The following is a 26,361-nucleotide window of genomic DNA, read 5'->3' on the forward strand; positions in this document are numbered from 1 at the left end:
GCGCGCTCCTACAGGGGGAAACGGTTATTCCGACGGCAGCGGCAGACGTTGCCCGGCCATGTGCAGCGACAGCAGGCTCAGGCTGTTCCACACCGAACCCTCGGCCTGGCCCTTGATCTGCGCGTCGATGCGTTGGGCGTCCATCAGCAGTTGGGCCCAGCGCCGCGCCGAGTGGCGTTGCAAGGCCTTGCTCATCAACGGCTTGCGCTTGTCCCAGATGGGTGGTCGCGCCTGGCTGAACGCCTTGTCCAACGGCACGCCCTGGCTGTATTGCAACGCCAGGTTGGCGAGCACCCGCAGCTCCCGCGACAGCGCCCAGAGGATCACCGGAGGCTCGACGCCTTCGCCGCGCAGGCCTTCGAGCATGCGCAGGGCGTGGGAGGCTTCGCCATTGAGGATCGCGTCAGTCAGGCCGAAGACGTCGAAGCGCGCACTGTCGGCCACCGCAGCTTGCACGGTTTCCACAGTGATCTGCCCCTGTTCGGCCATCAGCTTGAGCTTTTCGATTTCCTGGGCGGCGGCCAGCAGGTTGCCTTCAACACGCGCGGCGATCAGCTCGACCGCATCGGGGCTGGCAGCCAGGCCGGCCTGGCCCAGGCGTTGACGAATCCACTGCGGCAACTGGCTGGCATCCACCGGCCAGATCTGCACGAACTGGGTTTGCGGGCCTTCGACCAGCGCCTTGCCCCACTTGGTTTTCTGTGCGGAACCGTCGAGCTTGGGCAGGCTGATGAGCAGCAGCGTGTCTTCGGCAGGGCGGGCGCAGTATTCCAGCAGGGCGGCGGCGCCTTTGTCTCCGGGCTTGCCTGAGGGCAGGCGCAGTTCCAGCAGGCGTCGTTCGGCGAACAGCGACATGCTCGCCCCGGCTTGCAGCAGTGTGCCCCAGTCGAAGTTTGAGTCGGCGCTGAATACCTGGCGTTCATCGAAACCCTGCTGGCGAGCCGCGGCGCGGATGGCGTCGCAGGCTTCCTGGCATTGCAGCGGGTCATCGCCGCTGACGATGTACACAGGCGCGAGTGTGCCTTGCAGGTGCTTGGCGAGTTGGGCGGAGGCGAGTTTCATGATTCGGAAAAGGTTGGGGCCGGCGAACCGGCCCCAGTGCCATCACTTGGACGGGATTTCGATAGGCGACTGCTGAGGCGTCTCGTCGCGAACGCGCTGGGCGGCCGCTTCGGCATCGGCCTGTGCACGGGCCGCGGCATCAGCCTTGGCTTGCAGCTCGTCCAGACGCTGCGGCGTCAGCAGTTGCAGGCGTGCCATCATCTTCTGCACCAGGTCGCTGCGCATTTCCTTGCGGATCTGCTCGGCTTCCTGATCCGAACCGATCAGGTTGTTGCCGTCGTGAACGAAGACCTTGGTGGTCTGAACGTTGTCATCGAGCAGCGGAACGCCCTTGATGCCCTGGACTTCGTACTTGAGCACGGTGGTCAGCTCATATTCAGCCGAGCGACCGGAGCCTGCGTAGCTGGCGGTGCGCTGGGTTTCGTCTTCGCGGGCCAGGAACAGTTTGTACTGGGCGCCGGTGTAGACGTGCACTCCGCTGTTGGTCAGTGTCTGACGCAGTTGGGTGACCACGTCGCCGTAGGCGTCACGGGCGCTCAGGTCCAGCTCCTTGATCGACAGGGCGTTGGTGCCGGTGCCGCGCAGCTGGAAACCACAGGCGCTCAGCAGCACGGCGAGGCCCATTACCAGCAGATTGCGTTTGATCATCTTGTTGCTCCCCTTGAATCCGTTTGAACCCGAAAGTGCGGGCTCTGCAAGTGTGTTCGGCGCCAGAATCGTTCTGGCGCCCGATCCAATCAGCTGGCGACGATGTTCACCAGTTTGCCGGGTACCACGATCACTTTGCGGATCGTCAGGCCGTCGATGAAGCGCAGGACGTTTTCGTTGGTCCGTGCAGCAGCTTCGACTTCCTCGCGGCTGGCGCTGGCCGGCATTTCGATCTGCCCGCGCAGCTTGCCGTTGACCTGGACGACCAGCGTCAGGCTGTCCTGCACCAGAGCGCTTTCATCCTGTACCGGCCAGGTCGCGTCGATCACGGCACCGGTGTGGCCCAGTCGGTTCCACAGCTCATGGCTGATGTGTGGAGTGATCGGTGCCAGCAGCAGGGTGACGGTTTCCAGACCTTCGTGAACCAGCGCGCGATCCTGTTCGGTGTCCTGGGCTGCTTTTTCCAGCACGTTCATCAGCGTCATGACCTGAGCGATGGCGGTGTTGAATTTGTGATTCTGGCCGACGTCGTGGCTGGCCTGCTTGATGGCCAGGTGGATCGAACGGCGAACGGCTTTCTGCTCGTCAGTCAGGCTGGAAATGTCGAGCTTGCCCGGCAGCCCCTGAGCTACGTGGGCCTGAGCCAGACGCCAGACGCGCTTGAGGAAGCGGTGCGAGCCTTCGACGCCGGAGTCGGACCATTCGGCGCTCATGTCTGGCGGCGATGCGAACATCATGAACAGTCGGCAGGTGTCCGCGCCGAACTGATCGATCATCGACTGTGGGTCGACGCCGTTGTTCTTCGACTTGGCCATCTTCTCGGTGCCGCCGATTTCCACCGGCAGACCGTCGGCGATCAGTTTGGCGCTGATGACCTTGGCCTTGCTGTCGCGCTCGAGTTCGACGTCCGCCGGGTTGAACCAGGTGTAGGCACCGTTGGCTTCGCGGCGATAGTAGGTCTCGGCGATCACCATGCCCTGGGTCAGCAGGTTCTTGAATGGCTCGTTGGAGCTCACCAGGCCTTCGTCGCGCATCAGCTTGTGGAAGAAGCGCGCGTAGAGCAGGTGGAGGATCGCGTGCTCGATGCCGCCGATGTATTGATCGACCGGCAGCCAGTGGTCAGCCGCGGATTTTTCCACCAGGCCACCCTCGAAGTGTGGCGAGGCGTAGCGAGCGTAGTACCAGGACGACTCGACGAAGGTGTCCATGGTGTCGGTTTCACGCTTGGCAGGCTGGCCGCATTTCGGGCAGCTGCACTCGTAGAACTCAGGCATGCGCGCCAGTGGCGAACCGGCGCCGTCCGGCACCACGTTTTCAGGCAGCACGACGGGCAGTTGACCTTCCGGCACTGGCACATCGCCGCATGCCTGGCAGTGAATGATCGGGATCGGGCAGCCCCAGTAACGCTGACGGCTGATGCCCCAGTCACGCAGGCGGAACTGAGTGCGCGACTTGCCCAGTTCTTTCTTGATCAGCGCGACTTCGATGGCGTCGAACGCGCCGGAGAAGTCCAGGCCGTTGAACTCGCCGGAGTTGATCAGTTCGCCGTGCTCGCCATACGCTTCCTGCCATGGGGCAGGGGACTCGTCGCCGGCGCTGGTGCGCACCACCGACTTGATCGGCAGGTTGTACTTGTTGGCGAACTCGAAATCACGTTCGTCGTGGGCCGGTACTGCCATTACAGCGCCGTCGCCGTAGTGCATCAGTACATAGTTGGCGACCCACACCGGCAGTTTTTCGCCGGTCAGAGGGTGCTCGACGAACAGCGAGGTCGGCAGGCCTTTCTTTTCCTGGGTGGCGACGTCGGCTTCGGCGACGCTGCCGCTCTTGCATTCGTTGATGAAGGCTTGCAGCTCAGGATCGTTCTGCGCTGCCAGGGTCGCCAGCGGGTGCTCGGCGGCCACGGCCACGTAGGTGGCGCCCATCAGGGTGTCAGGACGGGTCGTGAAGACTTTCAGCGCGCCGGCTTCGCCGATCGAGGCCTGATCGTACGGGAACTGCACTTCCATGCCGCGGGACTTGCCGATCCAGTTGCGCTGCATGGTCTTGACCTGTTCAGGCCAGCCCGGCAGGTCATCCAGACTCTCCAGCAGCTCATCGGCGTAGGCCGTGATCTTGAAGTAGTACATCGGGATTTCGCGTTTCTCGATCACTGCGCCCGAACGCCAGCCGCGGCCATCGATGACCTGCTCGTTGGCCAGAACGGTCTGGTCGACCGGGTCCCAGTTCACGGTGCCGTTCTTGCGGTAGATCACGCCTTTTTCGAACAGGCGAGTGAACAGCCATTGTTCCCAGCGGTAGTAATCCGGCTTGCAGGTCGTGACTTCACGGGACCAGTCCACCGCCAGGCCCAGGCTGCGAAGCTGGGTCTTCATGTAGGCGATGTTTTCGTAGGTCCACTTGGCCGGGGCCACGTTGTTCTTCATCGCGGCGTTTTCCGCCGGCATGCCGAAGGCGTCCCAACCCATCGGTTGCAGGACGTTCTTGCCGAGCATGCGCTGGTAGCGGGAGATCACGTCGCCGATGGTGTAGTTGCGCACGTGCCCCATGTGTAGCTTGCCGCTCGGGTAAGGGAACATCGACAGGCAGTAGTAGCTTTCCTTGCCTGGCTGTTCACTGACTTCAAAGGACTTTTGCTCTTCCCAGAAGGTCTGGGCGGCGGCTTCGATTTCGCGGGGCTGATAGAGTTCGTGCATGGCTACTTTTGACTTGAGATTGGTGACCCTTGACCTCTTCGCTGCGTTCCCGGAACGGGTGGGCGTTACCTGCCTCAAGGGGCATCGGCTGACGCGCGGTGTTCGTGTTCCGGTGAGCGGAAGTGGAATTACAGGAAGCGCCGTAGCATACATGAGCGCCGACTGCCTAGGGAAACCCTGATTTGCCCCGATGGCCCGCGCGCCGCCGTTGGTCGCGGCATCGCGCCGGTTTTTACAGTGCCGCTAAGCTCATTTACGAGGGTATGTGTTTATCTTCAGTGAGGTGAGCGGATGGGAGAGTTGCGGCACCAAGTAGAGAAACCTGATCTGTATGACCGTTTGATCGATCGTCTGGGGCTGGCCTTGGACATGGCGAAAACAGCAGTCCGGCTTCGCAATGAATACCCCGCTGAACTGGAGTTGCGTGGTTTGAGCCAGGCCGAATTCCAGCTGATCGAGGCTTATCTGGATGTTGCACATCCGGACAAGAGAGAAGCCGTCGCAAAAGGGGAAGCATCGAACCTGAAGAAAGGAAGTTCAAGCGCGTCACGTGAGCCGTCCGAACCGGTCCGCGCCCCGCGCACATCAGCCAATGTCATCTGGCTGAAGGATCAGCGTCGCGCCAAGGTGTCGTCGAAGTTGAGTCGTTACAGTTCCAGCAAACATTTCAAGCGTTAACCTTCGCGGGTTTCAATCCCGCCTGATTAAGCATTGTTGCTTAGCGTCAATCCTTTTAGGCTTCGGGCATCTTTCTGGAGATGCCCGATGCCTTTTCGTTACTTCCTCAAAAACCTCTTGTTGCCTCCGGGCATATTCCTGCTGTTTATCCTGTTTGCCTGGTGGTTGAGAAAGTCCAGGCCGCTAGTTGCGCGAGTGCTGTTTGTGGTCGGATTGGGCGGCATGTGGGCCATGAGTTTGCCGATCGTGGTCGAGTGGTCGGGCAAGGGCATCGAGACCATTCCCCCCATGCCCCAGAGCGACTGGGCGACCCTGGCGCAACGGGCCGATGCCATCGTGGTGCTGGGCTCGGGGCGCGAGCGCAATGATCCGAGTTGGGGTGGCGACATTCCTACCGGCACCGCCCTTGAGCGGATGCGCTATGCGGCGCGGATGGCCAAGGCTTCGGGATTGCCGATTCTGGTCGCCGGTGGCCTGCACTACGGTGAGCCGCCCAGCGAGGCGGCGATCATGGCCGATTCGCTGCGCGATGACTTCGGCGTGACCGTGCGCTGGCAGGAAGGCGAGAGCCGCACGACCTGGGAGAACGCCACGATGTCCGCTGCCATGCTGTTGCCTCAGGGTATCAAGCGGGTGGTCGTGGTGACTCAGGCTTGGCACATGCCACGTTCGGTGTGGAGCTTCGAGAAGGCCGGTTTCAGCGTGGTGCCTGCGCCGGTGGGGTATCTGGGCAAGGACAATGCCCGCCCGTTTGGCGGCTGGTCGCCGGAGGCCAGGGCGGTGTGGCAGAACGGGCAGTTGCTCAACGAAGCGGCGGGGCTGGTGGGTTACAAATTGTTCTACCGGTGATGCAAAACCTGTAGGAGCGCGCTTGCCCGCGACGCGATCTGTCTGTGCCAAATATGAACCTGACACGACGCCGTCGCGGGCAAGCGCGCTCCTACAACGTTTGCCGCAACATCAGACGGTTTTGGCGATTCGGCTTGCTATCAGTGCCCAGCCGATCAGCAGCAACGACAGGACGATCAGCGGCCACGAGCGCCAGTGCAGGTATGGCGTGAGGTTGCGCATCGGGGTGACTTCGCCGTACATCACCGCTTTCTCGAACTGCGGCACGGTGGTGGTGATCTTGCCGAACGGGTCGATCAGCGCGCTGACACCGTTGTTGGTGGCGCGGATCATCCAGCGGCCGGCTTCCAGCGCACGCATCTGCGCCATTTGCAGGTGTTGCAGCGGGCCGATGGAGGTGCCGAACCAGGTGTCGTTACTCACGGTGAGCAACAGGTCACTCTGGGCAGACAGCCCGGCAGCGAATTCCGGATACACCACTTCATAGCAGATGAACGGCGCGATCTGGTATCCCTTGGCCTGCAACAGCGGCTGGTCGGCAGGGCCGCGCGCGAAGTCCGACATCGGCAGGTTGAAGAAGGTGATCAGCCCGCGCAGCACGTCCTGCAGGGGCACGTACTCGCCAAACGGCACCAGCTTTTGTTTCAGGTAGGTGCCATCGCCTTCGCCGGTCACGGTAATGCCGTTGTAGTAGCGATATTCGCCGTGACCGCCCATCTGCCGCAGGGGCACGCCGGTAATCAGGGCCGAATTGCGTTCGGCGGCGAATTTGCCCATCACCGACAGATAACCTTCCACCGACTCCTTGAGCACCGGCACGGCAGTTTCCGGCCAGATGATCAGGTCGGCTTTCTGCGCGGTGAACGTCATGTCCCGATACAGCGCCAGTTGCGCATTGAGCGCAGCCGGGTCCCATTTCATGCTCTGCTCGACGTTGCCTTGCATGGCCGCGACCTTCAATGGCGCGCCGGAAGGCTCGGTCCAGACGTGATTCTTCAGGGCGATACCCGCGACCCAGGGTGCCAGCAGCAGAACGATACCCGTGACCAGAAAGCTCTTACGTGCCCGCAAGCGAGGCAGGTTGCACGGCAAGGCCGCCGTGAGCGCGAGGGTAAAGGAGATCAGCCACATTCCGCCCAACGGCGCGAGACCCTGGAGTGGGCCGTCGAGCTGGCTGTAGCCGGAATACAGCCAGGGGAAGCCAGTGAGGAACCAGCCACGGAACATTTCCTGGCCGAACCACAGGGCGGCGAAGGCCAGTGCGTCAGCCAGCGGCGCCTCGTTGCGGCGAATCCAGCGCGCCCAGAGCCAGGCGGGCAGGGCAAAGAAGAGCGCCACCGATGCGCAGAACAGCACCATCAGGAACACCGCCAGCCACACCGGCGCCTCGCCATAGGTGTGGATGCTGACGTAGATCCAGCTGGTGCCGCCGCCGAACAGGCCGAAGCCGTAGCTCCAGCCGCGCCACAGTGCCTGACGAGGCTTGAGGTCGCGCAGGCCCAGGTAGAACAGCACCAGCGCGACTATCGCCAGCGGCCAGATATCGAATGGCGCCAGGGCCAGGGTGACCAATGCGCCAGCCACCATGGCCAGCAGGTTACCGGGCCAGCCGGGGCGGGTGATCCAGCGCATTTACATTCCTTAGCGTGAGATCGGGCTCAGGCGCAACAGGTGGATACGACGGCTATCGGCGTTGAGAATGCGGAAACGGTACGCGCCGATTTCGGTGATTTCGTTACGCTTGGGCAAATGCCCGAACGCATTCATCACCAGGCCGCCGACGGTGTCGAATTCGTCGTCGGAGAATTCGCTGTCGAAGAACTCGTTGAAGCTCTCGATCGGCGTCAGCGCCTTGATCAGGAAGTCGCCGCTGGGCAACGGCTTGATGTAGCTGTCTTCCTCGACGTCGTGTTCATCCTCGATGTCGCCGACGATCTGCTCCAGCACGTCCTCGATGGTGACAAGGCCGGCCACGCCGCCATATTCGTCAATGACGATGGCCATGTGGTTGTGGTTGGCGCGGAATTCACGCAGCAGCACGTTCAGGCGCTTGGACTCGGGCACGAAGGTGGCCGGACGCAGCAGATTCTTCACATCGCCCGCGCCGCCGTCGTCCTTGAGGATCAGTGGCAGCAGGTCCTTGGCCAGCAGCACGCCGAGCACGTCGTCGTGGCTTTCGCCGATGACCGGGTAGCGCGAGTGCGCCGAGTCGATCACCGCAGGCAGGAATTCACGAGGGCTATGGCTGGCCTTGATGCTGATCATCTGCGAACGCGGCACCATGATGTCGCGAACCTGCAGGTCGGCGACCTGAATCGCGCCTTCGACGATGGCCAGCGCTTCGCTGTCCAGCAGCTTGTTCTGGTGGGCTTCGCGCAGTAGCTCTAGCAGCTCCTGGCGGTTTTTCGGCTCGTGGGCAAATGCCTGGGTCAGTTTGCCCAACCATGACTTTTGCCCGTTGCTCGATCGGTCTTCGCTCATAGCCCTTACTCGTGGTCCTTGCCGGGTGTTGCAGTGTGTGGGGTGTCGACGAGTTCGTCGTCGGCGTAGGGATCGGGGTAGCCCAGTTCTGCAAGCAACTCCCGTTCCAGTGCTTCCATCTCTTCGGCTTCGTCGTCTTCGATGTGATCGAAGCCCAGCAGGTGCAGGCAGCCGTGTATCACCAGGTGCGCCCAGTGGGCGTCCAGCGCCTTGCCCTGTTCGGCAGCCTCGCGGGCGACGACCGGCACGCAGATCACCAGATCGCCCAGCAGGGGAATGTCCAGCAGATCGTCGGGCACGTCGGCAGGGAACGACAGCACGTTGGTGGCGTAATCTTTGTGACGCCAGGTGTGGTTCAGCTCGCGGCCTTCGGCTTCGTCGACCAGGCGGATGGTCATTTCCGAGTCAGCCGAGCGCTGGCGCAGGCCCATCTCGCACCAGAGGCGAAACTGGGCTTCGCTCGGGGCGCTGGCTTCACTGGCAATTTGCAGGTCCAGTTCAAGCATCGCGGCGATTATCCCCGCTGGCCTGGCCGTTCTGGGCGGCGTTGGCCTCGAAGCGCTCGTAGGCTTCGACGATGCGTTGCACCAGTGGGTGGCGCACGACGTCCTTGGGTGCGAAGTGCGTGAAGCTGATGCCCGGTACATCCTTGAGCACGTCGATGACGTGGGTCAGGCCGGATTTCGTGCCGCGAGGCAGGTCGATCTGGGTGATGTCACCGGTGATGACGGCGGTGGAGCCGAAGCCGATACGGGTCAGGAACATCTTCATCTGCTCGACGGTGGTGTTCTGACTCTCGTCCAGAATGATGAAGCTGTTATTAAGGGTGCGGCCGCGCATGTAGGCCAGCGGCGCAACTTCGATCACCTGTTTCTCGATCAGCTTGGCCACGTATTCGAAGCCGAGCATCTCGTAGAGTGCGTCGTAGAGCGGTCGCAGGTACGGGTCGATCTTCTGCGCCAGGTCGCCAGGCAGGAAACCGAGCTTCTCGCCCGCTTCGACCGCCGGACGAACCAGCAGGATGCGGCGAATGGTTTCGCGCTCCAGCGCATCGACGGCTGCGGCGACGGCAAGGTAGGTCTTGCCGGTACCGGCCGGGCCGATGCCGAAGTTGATGTCGTTGGCGAGGATTTCCTTCACGTAGCGCTGCTGATTCAGGCCCCGTGGGCGAATCATGCCTTTCTTGGTGCGCAGGGCAACGCCGACTTCGGCGGCAGGATGGTTATCCAGCTCTTCGACGCCCGATTCCTGCAGGAACAGGTGAACCATGTCCGGTGACAGCTCGGTGCTCTTGGTTTCCCGATACAGTCGACGCAGCAGGTTTTCGGCCGAGGTGGTCTGTTTGCGCTCGCCGATCATCTCGAACTGGCCTCCGCGATTGCGGATCTCGATGTCCAGGCGTTGTTCGATCAGGCGCAAATGCTCGTCGAATTGCCCGCACAGATTGGCGAAGCGATGGGCCTCGATAGGTTCGAGGCTGAAACGATGTGGTTCGATAGGTGCGTTCAAAGTGGTTTTTAGCCGCCCGACGGCAAGAATGATGAGATGAAGGATAAACCCTGCGGGCGGTGTTCGAAAGGGGCCGCTTACTAATGGTCTGTGAGCAGCTTCGATTTCTTTTGTAGGAGCGCGCTTGCCCGCGATTGAGGTGTGTCAGTCAACTTGAATCTGGCTGACACACTGCGGTCGCGGGCAAGCGCGCTCCTACAGGGTTTTGTGCAGGTTACTGAAGCAACGACCCACGCAGCGAATGCGGTTGCGCGCTGTCGATGTGCACGTCGACGAACTGGCCGATCAGCTTGGGGTTGTCGCAACGGAAGTTGACGATGCGGTTGTTCTCGGTGCGGCCCTGCAGCTCGCCGGGGTCCTTTTTCGAATAGTCGGTCACCAGGATGCGCTGCACGGTGCCGGCCATCTTGCGGCTGATCTCGAAGCCCTGACGGTTGATCAGCTCCTGCAGTTGCTTGAGCCGTTCCTTCTTGACCTCTTCCGGGGTGTCGTCGGCCAGGTCTGCTGCTGGCGTGCCCGGGCGCGAGCTGTAGACGAAGGAGTAGGAGAAATCCATGCCCACGTCTTCGACCAGCTTCATGGTGTTCAGGTGGTCTTTCTCGGTTTCGCCGGGGAAGCCGACGATGAAGTCCGAACTGATGCAGATGTCCGGCACCGCTGCGCGCAGCTTGCGAAGGCGCGATTTGTATTCGAGCACCGTGTGGTTGCGTTTCATCGCCGCCAGGATGCGGTCCGAGCCCGATTGCACCGGCAGGTGCAGGTGCTTGACCAGCTCGGGCACCTCGGCGTGGGCCTGGATCAGGCTGTCCGAGAATTCCAGCGGGTGCGAGGTGGTGTAGCGAATGCGGTCGATGCCGTCGATGGCCGCGACTGTGCGAATCAGCTCGGCGAGGTCTGCCACGTGGCCGTCATGGGTGGTGCCGCGATAACCATTGACGTTCTGGCCCAGCAGCGTCACTTCGCGCACGCCGTTCTCGGCCAGGTGGAACACCTCGGTGATGACGTCGTCGAACGGCCGGCTGACCTCTTCGCCACGGGTGTACGGCACGACGCAGAAGGTGCAGTACTTGCTGCAGCCTTCCATGACCGACACGTAGGCGCTCGGGCCGTCTACGCGGGGCTCGGGCAGGTGGTCGAATTTCTCGATCTCGGGGAATGACACGTCCACCTGCGGCAACTGGGTGGTACGCGCCGCGTCAATCATTTCCGGCAGGCGGTGCAGGGTCTGCGGGCCGAACACCACATCGACGTAGGGCGCACGGTCACGAATCGCCGCGCCTTCCTGGCTGGCAACGCAACCGCCGACCGCGATCACCATCTGCGGGTTCGCCAGCTTCAGTTCACGCCAGCGGCCAAGCTGGGAGTAGACGCGATCCTGCGCCCGCTCGCGGATCGAGCAGGTGTTGAGCAGGATGACATCGGCGTCTTCCGCGCGTGCGGTGACTTCCAGTGCCTGATGTTCGCCCAAAAGGTCCACCATGCGCGAGCTGTCGTACTCGTTCATCTGGCAGCCGTGGGTTTCGATGTAGAGCTTCTTGGCCATGCGGGTTCATCAGGTGATTCGAAGAACCGCGCATTATAGTGCTGCGGGCCCCGGGTTCCTAGCATTGCCTCACGAGCGGCATGCTATAGTTCGCGCCCTTTCAAGACACCGATCATTACCTGCCTGTTATGACCAAACGCGAAGCTCCAATCTACAAGGTGATTTTTCTCAACCAGGGACAGGTGTTCGAGATGTACGCCAAACAGATCTACCAAAGCGATCTGTGGGGTTTCCTGGAAGTGGAGGAATTCGTCTTCGGTGAGCGCACGACCGTTGTGGTAGACCCCAGCGAAGAGAAGCTCAAGGCGCAGTTCGATGGCGTGGTGCGCAGCTTTGTGCCGATGCATTCGATCGTGCGTATCGACGAGGTGGAGCGCATGGGAACGGCGAAAATCAGCGAGGCGCGCCCGACCGGAAATGTCATGCCGTTCCCGATGCCGATGCAGGACAAGTAACCCGGTTAAGGCTTGCTGGTGTCGGGGAAGGGCGCGAAAGGTGTGCGCCCTTCGGCGGTTTGCAGTTCCAGCAGGTATTTGCGGAAAATCTGCCCCAGTACTTGGGTCGCGACTTCCAGGTCTTCCTTTTTCATCTGTGCGGAAACTTCGTCGGCCTGGTCCAGGGCATCTTCCGAACCGTTGACCGCCGCCATCTTCAGCACGATATAAGCCTGGATGTTATTGGCTTGCACGCCTTCGCCACGGAAGAACATCAGGCCCAGTTGATACTGTGCCTGGGCATGGCCTTGCAACGAGGCCTGTTCGAAGTAGTTGAGTGCCTGAGTCAGATCACGCGGTGCATTCTTGCCGTCGTAATAGAACTGTCCCAACTCGTATTGTGCTTGCGCATCCCCGCCCTTTGCCGCCTGCTGACAGGCCGCCAGCGCTGCTGGCAAGTTGTCCGGCTGAGTATTCAGGGTGCAACGACCCACCGCTGGGATTAACAACGAGTTGCCACCTGCATTCGCCAGCAGGGGATGAAGAAGCAACAGGCAGCCCAATGCAAGGGTGCGGCCGGTGCGATTCATGGAAGTCGACTTACCTCTGAAAAAGGTGCGGGTATGCCCGTCCAGCTGAACGTGCTGGCTGCGCATTATGAAATAAGCAGGGCCAACCTTACAAAGTCTTTGCAGTTTTTCTGCTGCACGGGCTTGATTTGCCTGTATTCAGGGCGTCAAAGCGGCGTGCAGAACTAAACATCCAATAAAAATAACCCACGGATATCGCAAATCAACCTGCCATGGTGATTATAGGACGACGCCGTCGCGGGCAAGCGCGCTCCTACAAGTGATCGCGTTCCGACCTGTAGGAGCGCGCTTGCCCGCGACCGCGTCGTGTCAGCCAGCGTTGCCTTGACTGACACTCCCTGTTCGCCGGCAAGCCGGACTGCTACGGGTGGTGTGCGTCACTTGAGCTGGGCAAACGCCTTCTCGGCCGCGTCCAGGGTCAGCTGCAACTCCGCTTCGCCATGGGCGATGGAGGTGAAGCCGGCTTCGAACGCGCTCGGCGCCAGGTACACGCCGCCTTCGAGCATCAGGTGGAAGAAGCGCTTGAAGCGCTCTGCGTCGCTGCTCATGACGTCTTCGAAGGTGACGATCTGCTTGGCGCTGGTGAAATACAGGCCGAACATGCCGCCCGCCTGGGTGGTCACGAACGGGATGCCCGCGGCGTCAGCGCGCTGTTGCAGGCCTTCGAGCAGGCGCGTGGTGAATGCGCTCAGTTCGTCGTGGAAGCCCGGGCGGCTGATCAGGCGCAGGGTGGTCAGGCCAGCGGCCATCGCCAGCGGGTTGCCCGACAGCGTGCCCGCCTGATAGACCGGGCCCAGCGGTGCGATGTGCGACATGATTTCGCGCTTGCCACCGAAGCAGCCCACCGGCATGCCGCCGCCGATGATCTTGCCGAAGGTGCTCAGGTCAGGTTTGACACCGTAATAGGCCTGGGCACCGCCCAGAGCAACGCGGAAACCGGTCATCACTTCGTCGAAAATCAGCACCACGCCGTGCTTGTCGCATTCTTCGCGCAGGCCTTGCAGGTAGCCGGGTGCAGGCGGTACGCAGTTCATGTTGCCCGCGACCGGCTCGACGATGATGCACGCCACTTCCTGGCCGACTTCGGCAAGCATCGCCTTGACCGCTTCGATGTCGTTGAACGGCAGGGTCAGGGTGTGTTTGGCGAACGCGGCAGGCACGCCCGGCGAGCTTGGCACGCCCAGGGTCAGCGCGCCGGAGCCGGCCTTCACCAGCAGGCTGTCGGAGTGACCGTGGTAGCAGCCCTCGAACTTGATGATGCTGTCGCGGCCGGTGTAGCCGCGGGCCAGACGGATCGCGCTCATGGTGGCTTCGGTGCCGGAGCTGACCATGCGCACCATTTCCATCGACGGCACGATCGAGCAGACCAGGTCCGCCATCTCGGTTTCCATCGCGGTCGGCGCGCCGTAGGACAGGCCGTGTTCCAGTTGCTTGCGCACGGCATCCAGGACGTCCGGATGGCTGTGGCCCAGAATCATCGGACCCCAGGAGCCGACGTAATCCACATAGCGCTTGTCGTCTTCGTCGGTGACATAGGCGCCAGCTGCGTGCTTGAAGAACAGCGGAGTGCCGCCCACGCTCTTGAAGGCGCGAACCGGCGAGTTGACGCCGCCGGGGATGTGTTTCTGGGCGTTGGCGAACAGGGTTTCAGAACGGGACATGATGAGGTCTCTGTTTGAATCGAATAGGGTTGTGACGGCCTGAAACGAGATCAGGCCGTTTTGAACAAGTCGTTGAAGGTGCGGGCGCGGCGGGTGACTTCCTGAGCGGTTTCTGCACCGAACAGGCCATGCACCACGGCCAGCAGATCGGCGCCGTGGGCCACCAGGGGCGCTGCGTTTTCCAGGGTGACCCCGCCAATCACGGCAATCGGCAGCGAGATGCGTTTTCGCGCTTCGGCCAGCATCTCCAGGCTGCACGCAGGGGCGCCGGGCTTGGTGTTGGAATTGAAGAAACGTCCGAAGGCCACGTAGGTCGCGCCGTCGGTCTTGGCCTTTTCAGCCAGCGCAAGTTCGGCGTGACAGGTGGCGCCGACGATAGCCTTGTGGCCGAGCAGGGCGCGGGCGTCGGGCAGCGAGCCGTCGGTCTGGCCCAGGTGCACGCCAACGCCCAGGCGCGCCGCCACTTCGGCGTCATCGTTGATGATGAGTCGCGTTTTATAGCGCTCGCACAGCTTGAGCAGTTCCGATGCCTCGCGCAGACGGCGGGTTTCATCACCGGACTTGTCGCGGTACTGCAGCAACGTCACGCCGCCATCCAGGGCCGCTTCGACATAAGACAGGAATTTGCCAGCCAACAGTTGGCTGTCGGTAACGGCATACAAGCCACGCAATTTCATTCAGGGGTGCCTCTTGATCTCGTGACGCTAGGAGCAGAAATCCAGCGGCAGGCGACGAGGCACGAACTGGCCTTTGCCCAGCTGTTCGGCATCGCGCAGCGTGCGCCAAGTGTAGTCCAGCGCGGTTTGTACCGCGCTGATGACGTCCTGCCCCAGGGCCAGGCGACCGGCCAGGGCGCTTGCCAGGGTGCAACCCGAACCGTGATAGCTGCCCGGCAGGCGCTGGCAGGTGAAGGTGCGCGACTGGCCGTTGCGGATGTACAGGCGGTTGTGCACTTCCTGCTCGTCGCCATGGCCGCCGGTGATCAGCAGGTGCTCGCAATACGGCAGCAGTTTCTCGGCGCACTCGTCGGCGGTGCCTTGCGGCAGCTCGGCCAGGATTCGCGCTTCGGGCAGGTTCGGTGTGGCGATGGTTGCCAGCGGCAGCAAACGCTCGCGCATGGCATAGCCGACTTCATCCTTGCCCAGCCTGCCGCCGCCACCTGCACGCAGCACCGGGTCGCAGACCATCGGCAGATGCGGGTGGGCGGTGAGCAGTTCGACCACGGTGTCGACCATTTCCAGCGAGCCGAGCATGCCCAGCTTGACGGCGGCAACGGTGGAGTCGTTGAGCACGGCGTTGGCCTGGGCCAGCACCCACTCGCGATCCAGCACCCGGAAGTCGGTGACGTTCACGGTGTCTTGCACAGTCAGGGCGGTGACCGCAGGTGCGGCGTGGCAGCCCTGGGCGAGCAGGGCTTCGATATCTGCCTGCAGGCCGGCGCCGCCACTGGGGTCGTGGCCGGAGAGACAGAGGACAACGGGGCGGGAGCTATAGATATTCATGGTGCGCGAGCTTACCACTAAAGTTTTTGCCGGGCCGCTGGTCGTCGGCAGATTTTTCAACTCGCCGCGCGTTCACCGTTCGTAAGAATGTGTGTGCCGGTCGTCCTGAAAGCATTAAGAAAGCTTAACGTGTGACGATTAAGGTGGTGTCATCTAGCTATCAGTGGCTATGCTGTCCAGCCTGTTTATCTGTCCCGCCAAAAGAGTGATTGTAAGTGCGTTGCCCGTCTAGTCAGTTGGCCGAGCGTTCGGCCCGGATTCTCACGTTGTTTCCAATGAACCGGGGGATTCGCCACGCCACCCAGACGGTTGCGGGCGGTGTTGCATGCGCGTTCTACTGATCCTTTTTCTCGTCTGGCTGCCGATGCTGGCCAGCGCGGTGGAGTTCGACGAGAACACCCGCACGCTGGCACTGGGCCGCGCGACCCAGGTGTTCGAAGACCCCACCGGTGACGCCACCATCGAACAGGTTGCTTCGGCAGAAGGCGCGGCGAAGTTTCGTGCGCTGGACGCCGCGACCCTGAATGCCGGCTACTCGCGCTCGGCGTTCTGGCTCAAGGTGCAACTGACCTACCGCCCGAAAAATCCCGTGGCGTCTTCGGACTGGCTGCTGGAACTGGCCTATCCGCCGATGGACCACGTCGACCTGTACCTGGCCAGTGAGTCTGCGGCACCGAGCCTGACCTGGCAGACCGGCGACATGCTGCCGTTCCACAGCCGGCAGATCCGGCAGAACAACTACCTGTTCGACCTCAACCTGCAACCCCATGAAACCAAGACCGCCTATGTGCGGGTCGCCAGTCACGGCTCGGTGCAGGCACCGCTCAACCTCTGGGCCAGCCACGCCTATATAGAAGAGCAACCCTCGCGCCTGTACATCCTGGGGATGATCTACGGCGTGCTGGCGGTGATGCTGGTCTACAACCTGTTCATCTACCTGAGCGTGCGCGACACCAGCTACCTCTACTACATCCTGTACATCACCTGCTTCGGCCTGTACCAGGTGTCGGTCAACGGTGCCGGGATCGAATACCTGTGGCCCGACAACCCTTGGTGGGCCAACACCTCCACGACCTTCCTGATCGCCGCCGCGATCCTGTTCGCCAGCCAGTTCGCCCGCAAGTTCCTGCAGACCCCGCGCCTGGGCTGCTGGCTGGATGCGCCACTGCTGGTGATGATGGCCTGTGCGGCGATCATCATGGTCCTGTCGCTGACCATGGATTACGGCGTGGCGTTGCGTCTGGTCACGGGGCTGGTGTTGATTTTCACGCCGGTCATCTTGCTGATCGGCATCGTCGCCTGGCTCAAGGGGCGGCGCGTTGCACGGTATTTCATCTTCGGCTGGTCAGCGTTCCTGATTGGCGGGATCGTCAATGCCACCATGTTGCTGGGGCACCTGCCCAACACCTTCTGGACCATGTACGCCAGCCAGATCGGCTCGGTGGTCGAGGTCGCGCTGCTGTCGCTGGCGCTGGCCGACCGCATCAACACCATGCGCGATCGCCAGGCGCAGATCACCGAAGACTCGGCCCGGGACCTGGAGAAGCTCAACCAGCAACTGGCGGTCAGTAACAGGTTGAAGGATGAGTTCCTCGCGACCCTGACCCACGAATTGCGCACGCCGATGAATGGCGTGATCGGTTCGCTGGAGCTGATGCAGATGGAAGGCGGCGAAGACGAGATCGCACTGTATCGCCAGACCGCAGCCGATTCGGCGCAGAACATGATGGGCATCGTCAACGGCATCCTCACCCTGACCGAGCTGCAGGCCGGACGAATCACCTACCAGACCGAGATGTTCAGCCTGCGCAACCTGCTGTTCCAGGCCCGCAGCACCTTCGAGCCGATGGCCCGGTGCAAGGGCCTGACCCTGACCGTGGATGTGGCGGACGAACTGCCGGACAGCCTGGAGGGTGACGCGCTGAAGTTGCGCCAGTGTCTGGATTGCCTGATCGACAACGCAATCAAATTCACCAAGCAGGGCTCGATCAGGATTCGCGTCAACGGTCAGTGCACCGACGCGCAGCATGTGCGGCTGCTGGTGGATGTGATCGACACCGGCATCGGGTTCAACCGCCTGGACGAGGAAACGCTGTACGCCAATTTCTACCAGGTCGATGGGTCGATGACCCGCGAATACGGCGGCCTGGGCATTGGCCTGGCGATCTGCCGGCAACTGATCGAGCTGCAAGGCGGGCGTTTGAGCCACCAGTCCGAGCCCGGCGCAGGCAGCCAGTTCAGATTGAGTCTGGATGTCACACAGGCCAAGGCCCCGGTCACCTGACCCGCCCCGGCATTCATTAACACTCCACTCGCCCTGTAGGAGCGCGCTTGCCCGCGACGGCTGTGTGTCAGATGGCATCGATGGCACAGACACACCGCCATCGCGGGCAAGCGCGCTCCTACAGGCGATCGGTCCGGGTTCGGCAAAAGAGGGCAAATCCGCCGTCATTTAGTCGCCTACGGCACTTTGTCAGGCGCAGGGTGCGTGCTTCACTGGTGCTTGACTGCCGACCGGAGCCGCCTCATGAACCTGCATCAGTTCGCCGAGACCCACGAAGTCACCAACCAGCCGCCGTCGCTGGATGGCGCCAATCTCTACCGCATCGACCTGCCGTTGCAGGAGTGGTCGCAGCGCTTCGGTGCCGGGTGGGCGCAGGCGCGGATCGACGCCTATGGCGCGTTGGCCGGTGGCCCGCTGATGGAGGCCGGCTTTCTCGCCAACCAGAACAAACCGGTGTTCGCCAGCCATGATCGCTACGGTCATCGCATCGACCTGGTGGAGTTTCATCCCGCCTATCACCAACTGATGCAGACGGCCGTCGAGCACGGCATTCCGTCGCTGCCCTGGACCGACCCCCGCGAAGGCGCCCACGTCGCTCGCGCCGCCATGAGCTACCTGCACAGCCAGGCCGAGGCGGGCAGCGGTTGCCCGCTGACCATGACCTTCGCCAGCGTGCCGGCCCTCAGGTTGCAGCCGGACCTGGCGCAGACCTGGCTGCCGAAAGTCCTCGCCACCGAATACGACCCGCGCAACGTCGGCATCGCCCACAAGGCTGGCGTCACCATCGGCATGGCCATGACCGAAAAACAGGGCGGCACCGATGTGCGGGCCAATACCACCCGCGCTTATCCGGTCGGCCAGCCGGGCCCGGGCCAGGCCTATGAACTGGTGGGCCACAAGTGGTTCTGTTCGGCGCCGATGTGCGATGCCTTCCTGACCCTGGCCCAGACCGACAAGGGTCTGACCTGTTTTCTGCTGCCTCGCCATCGCCCGGACGACACCCGCAACGAGTTCTACATACAGCGCCTGAAGAACAAACTGGGCAACTGGAGCAACGCCTCGAGCGAAGTGGAGTTCCGTGGCGCGCTGGCGTGGATGGTGGGCGAGGAAGGGCGCGGCGTGCCGACCATCATCGAAATGGTGGCAATGACCCGCTTTGACTGCATGACCGGATCCAGCGCCCTGATGCGCCAGGCCCTGACCCAGGCAGCCCATCATTGTGCCCATCGAAGTGTGGGCGGACGTGTGCTCAGCCAGCAGCCTTTGATGCAAAACGTGTTGGCTGACCTGGCACTTGAAAGTGAAGCGGCGCTGGCGTTGAGTCTGCGCATGGGGCGCTCGCTGGAGCGGCTGGACGATTCCCATGAAGCGCGGTTTGCGCGGCTGGTCACGGCGGTGGGCAAGTACTGGATCTGCAAGCGCGCGCCGGCAATGATCAACGAGGCCGCTGAGTGCATGGGCGGCGCGGGTTACGTCGAGGACACGATTCTGCCGCGCCTCTATCGCGAGGCGCCGGTCAACTCGACGTGGGAGGGCTCGGGCAACGTGCAGTGCCTGGACGTGTTGCGCGCCCTGTCCAAGGAGCCCGGTGTGCTCGATGCCCTGTTCGATGAGTTGGGAGATGGCCATGGCGACAGGCGTCTGGCGGCGCACATCGACCGGTTGAAGGCCGCATTTAAGGACACCAGCGACATCCAGTACCGCGCCCGGCAACTGACCGAGGACATTGCGGTCGGTCTTCAGGCCAAGCTGTTGCTGGAGGCGGGGAATGCGGCGGTCAGCGACGGCTTCATCGCAGGCCGCCTGGAACATCCCGGCCGGGTGTACGGCGCGCTGCCGCGCGGGGTGGATGTCGAGGCGCTGGTGGCGCGTTCGTCACCTGGCGTTGCGTGAACCGTAGGAGCGCGCTTGCCCGCGATTGCGATGTGTCTGACCCATTGATGTCGGCTGACGCACCGCGGTCGCGGGCAAGCGCGCTCCTACAGGGATTGCGTAGTGCATGATGGATTGTGCGCATCATTACTCATTTCGTGCCTTCCCCCGCCGTTGCAGGCAAGATGGAACCTTGCAAGATCAGAAGGATGCACATCGTGAATGAAGCCTTTGTTGTTGTAGAAACCGCCGAGCAGGCCGTCGATCGCCTTGCCGAGCTGCACGCACGTGCAACCACTGCCTTGAGCCAGGCGCTCAAGCGTTACCTGAAAGACCGCGTTGAGCCCGACGCCGCCGAGCGTCTGCTGTTCCGCTACCCCGAATTACGCCTGACCTATCACTGCCAGGGCGAAGTGCCGCTGACCACCCGCGCCTACGCCAAGGTTCAGTTGCCGGGCACCTACAGCGTCACCGTCACCCACCCGGCGGCGTTTCGCAAATACCTGATCGAACAGCTCGTGCCCTTAATGAATGACTTCACCGTGACGGTGCAAGTGGGCGTCAGCGAGCAGAACATCCCGTATCCGTACGTGGTCGAGCAGGGCGATGAACTGGCGGGCACCGGCGTGACTGCCGCGACCCTGGCCCGCGTATTCCCCAGCACCGACCTGTCCGCCGCCACCGATGGCATCGCCGACGGCCTGTACGACTGGGCCAACACCGACCCGTTGCCGCTGGCGCTGTTCGACGCCGCCCGTGTCGATTTCTCGCTGCGCCGCCTGGTGCACTACACCGGCAGCGACTGGCGCCATGTGCAGCCCTGGATTCTGCTGACCAACTACCATCGCTATGTGGACCAGTTCATCGTCCACGGCCTGGAAAAACTGCGCGACGACCCGCGCTTCGTGAAGATGGTGCTGCCGGGCAACGTCGTCGTCGACAAGAGCATGGATCACGGCGAGGCGCAGGCCATCGTCTCCAGCGTGGTCTGGCACCGCTACCAGATGCCGGCCTATCACCTGATCGCCGAAGATGGCCACGGTGTAACGCTGGTCAACATCGGCGTCGGCCCGTCCAACGCCAAGAACATCACCGACCACCTGGCCGTGCTGCGCCCGCATTGCTGGCTGATGATCGGCCACTGCGGCGGGTTGCGTCAGTCCCAGACCATCGGCGACTACGTGCTGGCCCACGCCTACATGCGCCGCGACGGCATTCTTGACCGCGTATTGCCGCCAAACATCCCGATCCCGGCTTTGGCCGAAGTGCAGCTCGCGTTGCAGGAGTCGGCGGCGCAAGTCACCGGCGAGCGTGGCGACGATCTGAAAAAACGCCTGCGCACCGGCACCGTACTGACCTACGACGACCGTAACTGGGAGTTGCGTTGGGCTCAGGAGCGGCCATTGATCAACCTGTCCCGTGCCGTGGCCGTGGACATGGAAAGCGGCACCATCGCCGCTCAAGGCTACCGCCTGCGAGTGCCTTACGGGACCTTGCTGTGCGTATCCGACAAGCCGCTGCACAGCGAAATCAAGCTGCCGGGCTCGGCCAACGCCTTCTATGAACGCGCGGTCACCCAGCATCTGAAGATCGGTATCGCGGCGGTGGACCTGATGCGCACGCAGCTCAATTCCCTGCACTCGCGCAAACTGCGCAGCTTCGACGAACCGCCATTCCGCTAGGCGTTTGACGCAAGGGCCACTAAAGTGGCCCTTTCTGTTTTCACGCTTCGAGCCGATATGCCCCGCAATCAACGTCCCGTTTCCCGTCGACCCGCGCCGAACAACACAGGCGCATCCCGTCGTGTGGCCAAGGCCCCGCCTGCCGAACCTCGGCTGATCCTGTTCAACAAACCGTTCGATGTGCTGACCCAGTTCAGCGACGGCGAGGGGCGGGCGACCCTCAAGGATTTCATCGAGATCCCCGGCATCTACCCGGCCGGGCGCCTGGACCGCGACAGCGAAGGGTTGTTGCTGCTGACCAACGACGGCCAGTTGCAGGCGCGCATCGCCGACCCCAGGCACAAACTGGCGAAAACCTACTGGGTGCAGGTCGAGGGCGAGCCGAGTGAGGAACAGCTGCAAAAACTGCGCGATGGCGTCGAGTTGAATGACGGGCCGACGCTGCCTGCCCAGGCCCGTCAGCTCGACGAGCCTGACCTGTGGCCGCGCAACCCGCCCGTGCGGTTTCGCAAGAGCGTGCCGACCAGCTGGCTGGAGCTGATCATCAAGGAAGGGCGCAACCGCCAGGTGCGGCGCATGACCGCGGCGGTGGGGTTGCCGACGCTGCGGCTGGTGCGCGTGAGGATTGGCGACTGGAGCATTGAGGGGCTGGATCAGGGGCAGTGGCGGGAAGTGCCTGCGAAGTTGTAGCTGCCTGGCCACTTGTAGGAGCGCGCTTGCCCGCGACCGCGGTGCGTCTGACGCATCGATGCCAACTGGCCCACTGCGGTCGCGGGCAAGCGCGCTCCTACAGCGGGGTATTTGGGTCAATCAGCCATGCTGCTCAATGTAAGCAATAACCACGCTCTTGATCACAAACGCCAGCACCCCCAGGCCCAGCACGCCGAACAGGATCATGGTGCCGAAGCGACCGGCCTTGGACTTCTTCGCCAAATCCCAGACGATGAAACCCATGAAGGCGATCAGCACGGTGACCAGGATGGTCATCATCCACTCTTCGAACATCTCGGGTTCCATGGGGCTTCTCCTGCAAACGGGGGCTTGCGAGTATAGGGCGCGCAGCGACGATCAGCTGCGCAGGTGTACCAGCGGGAGTTCGGTGCTGGCCAGCACCTGGTTGAGCACGAAGCTTGAACGCACACTGGTCACGCCGTCGATACGGGTCAAATGGCCCAGCAGGAATTTCTGATAATGGTCCATGTCCGGGACCACGACTTTTAGCTGATAATCAGCGTCGATCCCGGTCACCAGGCTGCACTCCAGCACCTGCGGCAGGTTGCGGATGTGCTGCTCGAAGTTCTCGAAGCGGTCCGGGGTGTGCCGGTCCATGCCGATCAGCACATAGGCGGTCAGGCTCAGCCCCAGCTTCTTGCGATCAAGCAAGGCCACCTGGCGCACGATGTAGCCGTCATCCTCAAGCTGCTTCACCCGCCGCGAGCAGGGCGAAGGCGACAGGCCGATGCGTTCGGCCAGCTCCTGATTGGAGATGCGCGCGTCACGTTGCAATTCGGCCAGAATGCTCAGGTCGTATCTGTCGAGCTTGCTCATCTTAGGTCCCTTTAATGTATCTATTGCGCTGAATTATTCATCCGAAGTGAAAAATTGCGCAAGTGATGTTTTCATCAGCAACATTCGCAATCCTGTGCTGTGCGCCAAAGCCTATTCTTTTACCCAGAATCACTGCCCGGACATTAGCGTCCAGCGCGGCCCGCCGAATCAGGCCAGCCGCGGCCTCCAGCCCAACAGGGTTGACCAGGCCACCGGGCTACGCACTGTCCAGAAGACGATGCGAGGTGAGCCGGCGTCAAAAGCGTCGTGCCAGGACGAAGCATTCAAGAGAGGGCCATCGAGCCCTCTTTTTTTGTGCCCACGATTTATCCATTGACCGTAGGAGCGCGCTTGCCCGCGACGGCGTTGTTTCAGACACACACGCTTCGCTGACACACCGCCGTCGCGGGCAAGCGCGCTCCTACAGTTTCGATGGCGACGCTGATAGAGTGCGGCGAACGGCGCACCCAGAATGCAGTCCTATTAACAGGTATCCGCGCCGCAGTGAGGAAAGCATGAACACGCGCATCTGGCGTTTGGCAGGTGTCAGTCTTTTGGCCTTGAGTGTCAGCGCTCAGGTGTTGGCCGACGATAACAATCAGCAGCAACAACAGCGCAATGAACAGCGTCAGCACGGTTTCGACATGCAGCGTCAGCAGCAACAGAACCAGCAACGCAGCTTCAATGAGGATAGACAGCAGAATCAGCAGCGCGAGCAACAGCAACAACAGCAGCAACAACAACGCCAGCAGCAACAGCAGCAGTACCAGCAACAACGCCAGCAAGAGCAGTTGCAGCAGCAACGGCAGATCCAGCAGAACCAGCAGCAGCGCTTCGATCAACAGCGCCAGCAGCAGGAACGCGAGCGCAACCAGCAGCGTATGAATCAGGCCCAGCAGGACCAGCGCCAGCAGCAGCTTGAGCAACAGCAACGTCAGCAGCAACAGCAGTTGCAGCAGCGCCAGTTGCAGGACCGTCAGAACAACCTGCCGATCCAGAGCCGCCCGGACACCGTGGTGCAGACCCAGCAGCCGCGCCAGGGCTTCTACCGTGACAACCCCAACGATCACAACAACCCGTGGCGCGGTGGCGACAATCGCCCAGGCAACGGCAATTGGCAGGGCGGCCATCCACCGGGCGTTCATGGCGACGGTTGGGGTTCAGGTCCGCGCTACCGCCCGGGCTACCAGATAGATCGTATGCCGGGCGGCTACTCGCGCGTTCCGTATCGCGGCAATGACTACTTCTATTCGGGGGGTTACTGGTATCGCCCGCAGGGCCCGCGCTATGTCGTGGTCGCGCCGCCCCGTGGCGTTCGTGTGCGCTACCTGCCCGATTATGCGCAGCAGGTCTGGCTGGGCAGCGCGCTGTTCTTCGTGGCGGCGGGCACCTACTACACCTACGAGCAGAGCACTCAGGAATACATCGTGGCTGAGCCGCCCCAGGGCGTGGAACCGATTTACACCCCCGAGTCGCTGCCACAGCCGGCGCAGCAACCCGACAACCCCTACGACGTGATCGCCTACCCGGCCAACGGGCAGACCCAGCAGCAAGTCGAGCAGGATCGCTACGACTGTTATCGCTATGCGGTGCAGCAGAGCAATTTCGACCCGGCAGCAGCGACCTATCAGCCGGCGCCGGAAGTGCTGGGGATCTACCGCCAGGCGATGGCCAGCTGTTATGCAAGCCGGGGATACAGCGTCCAGCAATAGAGCCAACGCACTCCCCCCGTAGCAGCACGGCTTGCCGGCGGGAGCGGTATGTGAGTCACCATTGAGGTGTCTGATACGCCGCTCCCGCCGGCAAGCGGAGCGCCGCCCGGCCGGGCTGCTACGGTCAGGGGTCAGTTGAGCACCGGGCTATTGGCCCGCTTCACCACTTCCTGAGGATCGGCGTGCACCAGCACTTCGGCCTTCGGGAATTCGGCCATGATTGCCCGTTCCACCTGCTCGCACAGATCATGGGCCACCAACAGCGTCAGCGTCCCCGGCAATTCCAGATGCAGTTGCACGAACCAGTGGTTGCCCGACACCCGGGTGCGCAGGTCGTGGGCGCCGAGTACACCGGGCACCGCCTGCGCCAGTTCCTGCATGCGAGCGCTGACGCCCGGCTCAAGCTCGGCATCCATCAGCACCGACACCGTTTCCCGGGCAATCGAGATCGCACTCCACAGGATGTAGAACGCAATCGCCAAACCGAAATATGCGTCCAGCTGGTCGTAACCGAAATAGGCCAGGCCCAGCGCAATCAGGATGCTGACGTTGAGCAGCAAGTCCGAACGGTAATGCAGCGAATCGGCGCGAATGGCCGCCGAGCCGGTTTCCTTCACCACCTTGTGCTGCAACATCAGCAGGCCAACGGTCAGCGCAATCGACAGCACCATCACCAGCATGCCCAGCCCCGGAGCGCTCAAGGCCTGCGGATGCTGGATGCGCTCGATGGCTTGAAAGCCGATCAGAAAGGCACTGACCGCAATGAACAGCGCCTGGGCCATGCCCGACAACGCCTCGGCCTTGCCGTGGCCGTAGCGGTGGTCGTCATCGGCGGGGCGCAGCGCATAGTGCACGGCCAGAAGATTCAGAAACGACGCCGCGCCATCGAGCAGCGAATCGGTCAGACCCGCCAGCAGGCTGACCGAGCCGCTCAGCCACCAGGCCACCGCCTTGGCGATGATAAGGACACTGGCCACCGCCAGCGATGCCCGCGTCGCCAGACGCAATAACCGGGCGTGTTCAGGGCTGCTGCTCATGGCACTTCCTTGAGTGACAACTGCGAAATATCAGGCCGACGGCACCAGGCCCAGCGAGGCCAGTTGCTGCGTGCTGCCCTTGTGCTGGATCAGGCGCGGATCGTCCAGCGGCAGGCTGCGGCCCAGTTCGGTCTGGATGATCGCCTGCAGCTTGGCGTTGTCCACCGTGCCGTCAGTGCGCACGGCAGGCTGCAGTTTCTGCGGATCGATCTGCGCGTGCTTGCCGCCGGGCAGGTAGATCGCGCCAGTGGCGAAGTCCACCGCGAACGCGATCACGCCAGGGATGATGTAGAACAGAAGGCCAATGGCGTCGAGCACCACGATGGCCGGGTCCATCCTGCCGCTGCCTTGAATCTGGCCGCGACGTTCAGGGTAGAAAATACTGCCGCAGGCAGTCAGTTGAGCCAGCAGGCTGCCGATCAGAACGGTGCCAATCAAACGCGAAGGAATGCGCATGGAAATCTCCTCAGATGAAGTCGCAACTATACAAGGCAAACGCCTAATCATTAAGACTATCCAAGTTGTAGGACGGTTCTGTGTCGCGGCAAACAAAGCTGCGTGGTGCGCCCGCAT

At 62.4% G+C, this 26,361-nt stretch carries 25 protein-coding genes; 8 read left to right on the top strand and 17 right to left on the bottom strand.

Translation table 11 applies throughout. The features are described from left to right. Positions 1–24: 24 nt before the first annotated feature. The 3 genes from holA to leuS form a co-directional block, all read right to left on the bottom strand. Positions 25–1,062, bottom strand: coding sequence for a DNA polymerase III subunit delta (gene holA / locus ACIPO9_RS21625; protein WP_400783390.1), 1,038 nt, complete (start codon positions 1,060–1,062; stop codon positions 25–27). Positions 1,063–1,104: 42 nt separating this feature from the next. After that, positions 1,105–1,710, bottom strand: coding sequence for an LPS assembly lipoprotein LptE (gene lptE / locus ACIPO9_RS21630; protein WP_400609087.1), 606 nt, complete (start codon positions 1,708–1,710; stop codon positions 1,105–1,107). An 89-nt stretch (positions 1,711–1,799) separates the two neighbouring features. After that, positions 1,800–4,406, bottom strand: coding sequence for a leucine--tRNA ligase (gene leuS, locus ACIPO9_RS21635; RefSeq protein WP_400783392.1), 2,607 nt, complete (start codon positions 4,404–4,406; stop codon positions 1,800–1,802). 291 nt (positions 4,407–4,697) lie between these two features. On the opposite strand from leuS, the gene ACIPO9_RS21640 reads away from it, so the two are divergent. Both ACIPO9_RS21640 and ACIPO9_RS21645 read left to right on the top strand, forming a co-directional pair. Continuing rightward, entirely contained in the window at positions 4,698–5,084 is a 387-nt protein-coding gene (locus ACIPO9_RS21640; RefSeq protein WP_400609091.1) for a hypothetical protein, read from the top strand. Positions 5,085–5,171: 87 nt separating this feature from the next. Then, positions 5,172–5,933: a YdcF family protein gene (locus ACIPO9_RS21645; RefSeq protein ID WP_400783394.1), complete on the top strand. Its 762-nt coding sequence runs from the start codon at positions 5,172–5,174 to the stop codon at positions 5,931–5,933. 111 nt (positions 5,934–6,044) lie between these two features. Here the strand turns inward: ACIPO9_RS21645 and lnt are convergent, their stop codons facing one another. The 5 genes from lnt to miaB all read right to left on the bottom strand — a co-directional run bounded on the left by lnt (position 6,045) and on the right by miaB (position 11,466). After that, positions 6,045–7,565: an apolipoprotein N-acyltransferase gene (gene lnt, locus ACIPO9_RS21650; RefSeq protein ID WP_400783396.1), complete on the bottom strand. Its 1,521-nt coding sequence runs from the start codon at positions 7,563–7,565 to the stop codon at positions 6,045–6,047. A gap of 9 nt (positions 7,566–7,574) precedes the next feature. Then, the gene (locus ACIPO9_RS21655; protein WP_274136740.1) at positions 7,575–8,414 is read right to left on the bottom strand and encodes an HlyC/CorC family transporter; all 840 of its coding nucleotides are present in this window, start codon (positions 8,412–8,414) and stop codon (positions 7,575–7,577) included. A gap of 5 nt (positions 8,415–8,419) precedes the next feature. Then, positions 8,420–8,920, bottom strand: coding sequence for an rRNA maturation RNase YbeY (ybeY, locus tag ACIPO9_RS21660; protein WP_274136741.1), 501 nt, complete (start codon positions 8,918–8,920; stop codon positions 8,420–8,422). Beyond that, positions 8,913–9,923: a PhoH family protein gene (locus ACIPO9_RS21665; protein ID WP_274136742.1), complete on the bottom strand. Its 1,011-nt coding sequence runs from the start codon at positions 9,921–9,923 to the stop codon at positions 8,913–8,915. Before ACIPO9_RS21665 ends, ybeY begins: the two co-directional genes overlap by 8 nt. Positions 9,924–10,137: 214 nt before the next feature. Continuing rightward, a complete protein-coding gene (gene miaB, locus ACIPO9_RS21670; protein WP_274136743.1) occupies positions 10,138–11,466 on the bottom strand; it encodes a tRNA (N6-isopentenyl adenosine(37)-C2)-methylthiotransferase MiaB in 1,329 nt (442 codons plus the stop codon). A 128-nt stretch (positions 11,467–11,594) separates the two neighbouring features. Here miaB and ACIPO9_RS21675 point away from each other — a divergent pair, with 128 nt between their 5' ends. Continuing rightward, on the top strand, positions 11,595–11,921 hold the full coding sequence (locus ACIPO9_RS21675) for a DUF1820 family protein (protein ID WP_274136744.1): 327 nt from the start codon (positions 11,595–11,597) through the stop codon (positions 11,919–11,921). Positions 11,922–11,926: 5 nt separating this feature from the next. Here ACIPO9_RS21675 and ACIPO9_RS21680 read toward each other — a convergent pair whose 3' ends face one another. The 4 genes from ACIPO9_RS21680 to ACIPO9_RS21695 all read right to left on the bottom strand — a co-directional run bounded on the left by ACIPO9_RS21680 (position 11,927) and on the right by ACIPO9_RS21695 (position 15,653). After that, on the bottom strand, positions 11,927–12,490 hold the full coding sequence (locus ACIPO9_RS21680) for a tetratricopeptide repeat protein (RefSeq protein ID WP_274136745.1): 564 nt from the start codon (positions 12,488–12,490) through the stop codon (positions 11,927–11,929). A gap of 377 nt (positions 12,491–12,867) precedes the next feature. After that, positions 12,868–14,151 carry a glutamate-1-semialdehyde 2,1-aminomutase gene (hemL, locus tag ACIPO9_RS21685; RefSeq protein WP_274136746.1) on the bottom strand — a complete coding sequence of 428 codons (1,284 nt, stop codon included), beginning with the start codon at positions 14,149–14,151 and terminating at the stop codon, positions 12,868–12,870. A 50-nt stretch (positions 14,152–14,201) separates the two neighbouring features. After that, positions 14,202–14,828, bottom strand: coding sequence for a thiamine phosphate synthase (gene thiE / locus ACIPO9_RS21690; protein WP_400783399.1), 627 nt, complete (start codon positions 14,826–14,828; stop codon positions 14,202–14,204). A 27-nt stretch (positions 14,829–14,855) separates the two neighbouring features. Continuing rightward, positions 14,856–15,653, bottom strand: a complete 798-nt coding sequence (locus tag ACIPO9_RS21695) for a hydroxymethylpyrimidine/phosphomethylpyrimidine kinase (RefSeq protein WP_400783401.1) — start codon at positions 15,651–15,653, stop codon at positions 14,856–14,858. Between the two features lie 325 nt (positions 15,654–15,978). Between ACIPO9_RS21695 and ACIPO9_RS21700 the strand changes: the two genes are divergently transcribed. From ACIPO9_RS21700 to ACIPO9_RS21715, 4 genes are all read left to right on the top strand, one after another. Next, complete coding sequence (locus ACIPO9_RS21700) at positions 15,979–17,937, top strand: 7TM diverse intracellular signaling domain-containing protein (protein WP_400783403.1); 1,959 nt, start codon at positions 15,979–15,981, stop codon at positions 17,935–17,937. Between the two features lie 243 nt (positions 17,938–18,180). Further along, positions 18,181–19,830 (top strand): acyl-CoA dehydrogenase family protein, encoded by a 1,650-nt coding sequence (locus tag ACIPO9_RS21705; protein WP_400783405.1) that lies wholly within the window; start codon positions 18,181–18,183, stop codon positions 19,828–19,830. A 164-nt stretch (positions 19,831–19,994) separates the two neighbouring features. Next, on the top strand, positions 19,995–21,491 hold the full coding sequence (gene amn, locus ACIPO9_RS21710; protein ID WP_400783509.1) for an AMP nucleosidase: 1,497 nt from the start codon (positions 19,995–19,997) through the stop codon (positions 21,489–21,491). A 123-nt stretch (positions 21,492–21,614) separates the two neighbouring features. Next, positions 21,615–22,181 carry a pseudouridine synthase gene (locus ACIPO9_RS21715; RefSeq protein WP_274135449.1) on the top strand — a complete coding sequence of 189 codons (567 nt, stop codon included), beginning with the start codon at positions 21,615–21,617 and terminating at the stop codon, positions 22,179–22,181. 120 nt (positions 22,182–22,301) lie between these two features. Here the strand turns inward: ACIPO9_RS21715 and ACIPO9_RS21720 are convergent, their stop codons facing one another. The 3 genes from ACIPO9_RS21720 to ACIPO9_RS21730 all read right to left on the bottom strand — a co-directional run bounded on the left by ACIPO9_RS21720 (position 22,302) and on the right by ACIPO9_RS21730 (position 23,983). Beyond that, a complete protein-coding gene (locus tag ACIPO9_RS21720) occupies positions 22,302–22,508 on the bottom strand; it encodes a DUF2788 domain-containing protein (protein WP_400609109.1) in 207 nt (68 codons plus the stop codon). Positions 22,509–22,559: 51 nt separating this feature from the next. After that, positions 22,560–23,039 carry an Lrp/AsnC family transcriptional regulator gene (locus ACIPO9_RS21725; RefSeq protein ID WP_274135417.1) on the bottom strand — a complete coding sequence of 160 codons (480 nt, stop codon included), beginning with the start codon at positions 23,037–23,039 and terminating at the stop codon, positions 22,560–22,562. A gap of 371 nt (positions 23,040–23,410) precedes the next feature. Continuing rightward, the gene (locus ACIPO9_RS21730) at positions 23,411–23,983 is read right to left on the bottom strand and encodes a hypothetical protein (protein WP_400783407.1); all 573 of its coding nucleotides are present in this window, start codon (positions 23,981–23,983) and stop codon (positions 23,411–23,413) included. Between ACIPO9_RS21730 and ACIPO9_RS21735 the strand changes: the two genes are divergently transcribed. Next, positions 23,921–24,751 (top strand): DUF6515 family protein, encoded by an 831-nt coding sequence (locus ACIPO9_RS21735; protein WP_337993904.1) that lies wholly within the window; start codon positions 23,921–23,923, stop codon positions 24,749–24,751. The genes ACIPO9_RS21730 and ACIPO9_RS21735 overlap by 63 nt on opposite strands. 131 nt (positions 24,752–24,882) lie before the next feature. On the opposite strand, the gene ACIPO9_RS21740 is transcribed toward ACIPO9_RS21735, so the two are convergent. Together ACIPO9_RS21740 and ACIPO9_RS21745 are read right to left on the bottom strand one after the other, a co-directional pair. After that, positions 24,883–25,788, bottom strand: coding sequence for a cation diffusion facilitator family transporter (locus tag ACIPO9_RS21740; RefSeq protein ID WP_400783408.1), 906 nt, complete (start codon positions 25,786–25,788; stop codon positions 24,883–24,885). Between the two features lie 30 nt (positions 25,789–25,818). Next, positions 25,819–26,244: a polyribonucleotide nucleotidyltransferase gene (locus tag ACIPO9_RS21745; RefSeq protein WP_274135420.1), complete on the bottom strand. Its 426-nt coding sequence runs from the start codon at positions 26,242–26,244 to the stop codon at positions 25,819–25,821. Between the last annotated feature and the right edge of the window lie 117 nt (positions 26,245–26,361).

It is taken from the genome of Pseudomonas sp. NPDC090203 (assembly GCF_044746765.1).
Classification (GTDB): Bacteria; Pseudomonadota; Gammaproteobacteria; order Pseudomonadales; family Pseudomonadaceae; genus Aquipseudomonas; species Aquipseudomonas putida_AD.

What these genes read in the sequence shown, in the direction of transcription:
- holA (WP_400783390.1), bottom strand. Translation starts at nt 1,062, where the DNA reads ATGAAACTCGCCTCCGCCCAACTCGCCAAGCACCTGCAAGGCACACTC.
- lptE (WP_400609087.1), bottom strand. Translation starts at nt 1,710, where the DNA reads ATGATCAAACGCAATCTGCTGGTAATGGGCCTCGCCGTGCTGCTGAGC.
- leuS (WP_400783392.1), bottom strand. Translation starts at nt 4,406, where the DNA reads ATGCACGAACTCTATCAGCCCCGCGAAATCGAAGCCGCCGCCCAGACC.
- ACIPO9_RS21640 (WP_400609091.1), top strand. Translation starts at nt 4,698, where the DNA reads ATGGGAGAGTTGCGGCACCAAGTAGAGAAACCTGATCTGTATGACCGT.
- ACIPO9_RS21645 (WP_400783394.1), top strand. Translation starts at nt 5,172, where the DNA reads ATGCCTTTTCGTTACTTCCTCAAAAACCTCTTGTTGCCTCCGGGCATA.
- lnt (WP_400783396.1), bottom strand. Translation starts at nt 7,565, where the DNA reads ATGCGCTGGATCACCCGCCCCGGCTGGCCCGGTAACCTGCTGGCCATG.
- ACIPO9_RS21655 (WP_274136740.1), bottom strand. Translation starts at nt 8,414, where the DNA reads ATGAGCGAAGACCGATCGAGCAACGGGCAAAAGTCATGGTTGGGCAAA.
- ybeY (WP_274136741.1), bottom strand. Translation starts at nt 8,920, where the DNA reads ATGCTTGAACTGGACCTGCAAATTGCCAGTGAAGCCAGCGCCCCGAGC.
- miaB (WP_274136743.1), bottom strand. Translation starts at nt 11,466, where the DNA reads ATGGCCAAGAAGCTCTACATCGAAACCCACGGCTGCCAGATGAACGAG.
- ACIPO9_RS21675 (WP_274136744.1), top strand. Translation starts at nt 11,595, where the DNA reads ATGACCAAACGCGAAGCTCCAATCTACAAGGTGATTTTTCTCAACCAG.
- ACIPO9_RS21680 (WP_274136745.1), bottom strand. Translation starts at nt 12,490, where the DNA reads ATGAATCGCACCGGCCGCACCCTTGCATTGGGCTGCCTGTTGCTTCTT.
- hemL (WP_274136746.1), bottom strand. Translation starts at nt 14,151, where the DNA reads ATGTCCCGTTCTGAAACCCTGTTCGCCAACGCCCAGAAACACATCCCC.
- thiE (WP_400783399.1), bottom strand. Translation starts at nt 14,828, where the DNA reads ATGAAATTGCGTGGCTTGTATGCCGTTACCGACAGCCAACTGTTGGCT.
- ACIPO9_RS21695 (WP_400783401.1), bottom strand. Translation starts at nt 15,653, where the DNA reads ATGAATATCTATAGCTCCCGCCCCGTTGTCCTCTGTCTCTCCGGCCAC.
- ACIPO9_RS21700 (WP_400783403.1), top strand. Translation starts at nt 15,979, where the DNA reads ATGCGCGTTCTACTGATCCTTTTTCTCGTCTGGCTGCCGATGCTGGCC.
- ACIPO9_RS21705 (WP_400783405.1), top strand. Translation starts at nt 18,181, where the DNA reads ATGAACCTGCATCAGTTCGCCGAGACCCACGAAGTCACCAACCAGCCG.
- amn (WP_400783509.1), top strand. Translation starts at nt 19,995, where the DNA reads ATGGAACCTTGCAAGATCAGAAGGATGCACATCGTGAATGAAGCCTTT.
- ACIPO9_RS21720 (WP_400609109.1), bottom strand. Translation starts at nt 22,508, where the DNA reads ATGGAACCCGAGATGTTCGAAGAGTGGATGATGACCATCCTGGTCACC.
- ACIPO9_RS21725 (WP_274135417.1), bottom strand. Translation starts at nt 23,039, where the DNA reads ATGAGCAAGCTCGACAGATACGACCTGAGCATTCTGGCCGAATTGCAA.
- ACIPO9_RS21735 (WP_337993904.1), top strand. Translation starts at nt 23,921, where the DNA reads ATGAATCAGGCCCAGCAGGACCAGCGCCAGCAGCAGCTTGAGCAACAG.
- ACIPO9_RS21740 (WP_400783408.1), bottom strand. Translation starts at nt 25,788, where the DNA reads ATGAGCAGCAGCCCTGAACACGCCCGGTTATTGCGTCTGGCGACGCGG.
- ACIPO9_RS21745 (WP_274135420.1), bottom strand. Translation starts at nt 26,244, where the DNA reads ATGCGCATTCCTTCGCGTTTGATTGGCACCGTTCTGATCGGCAGCCTG.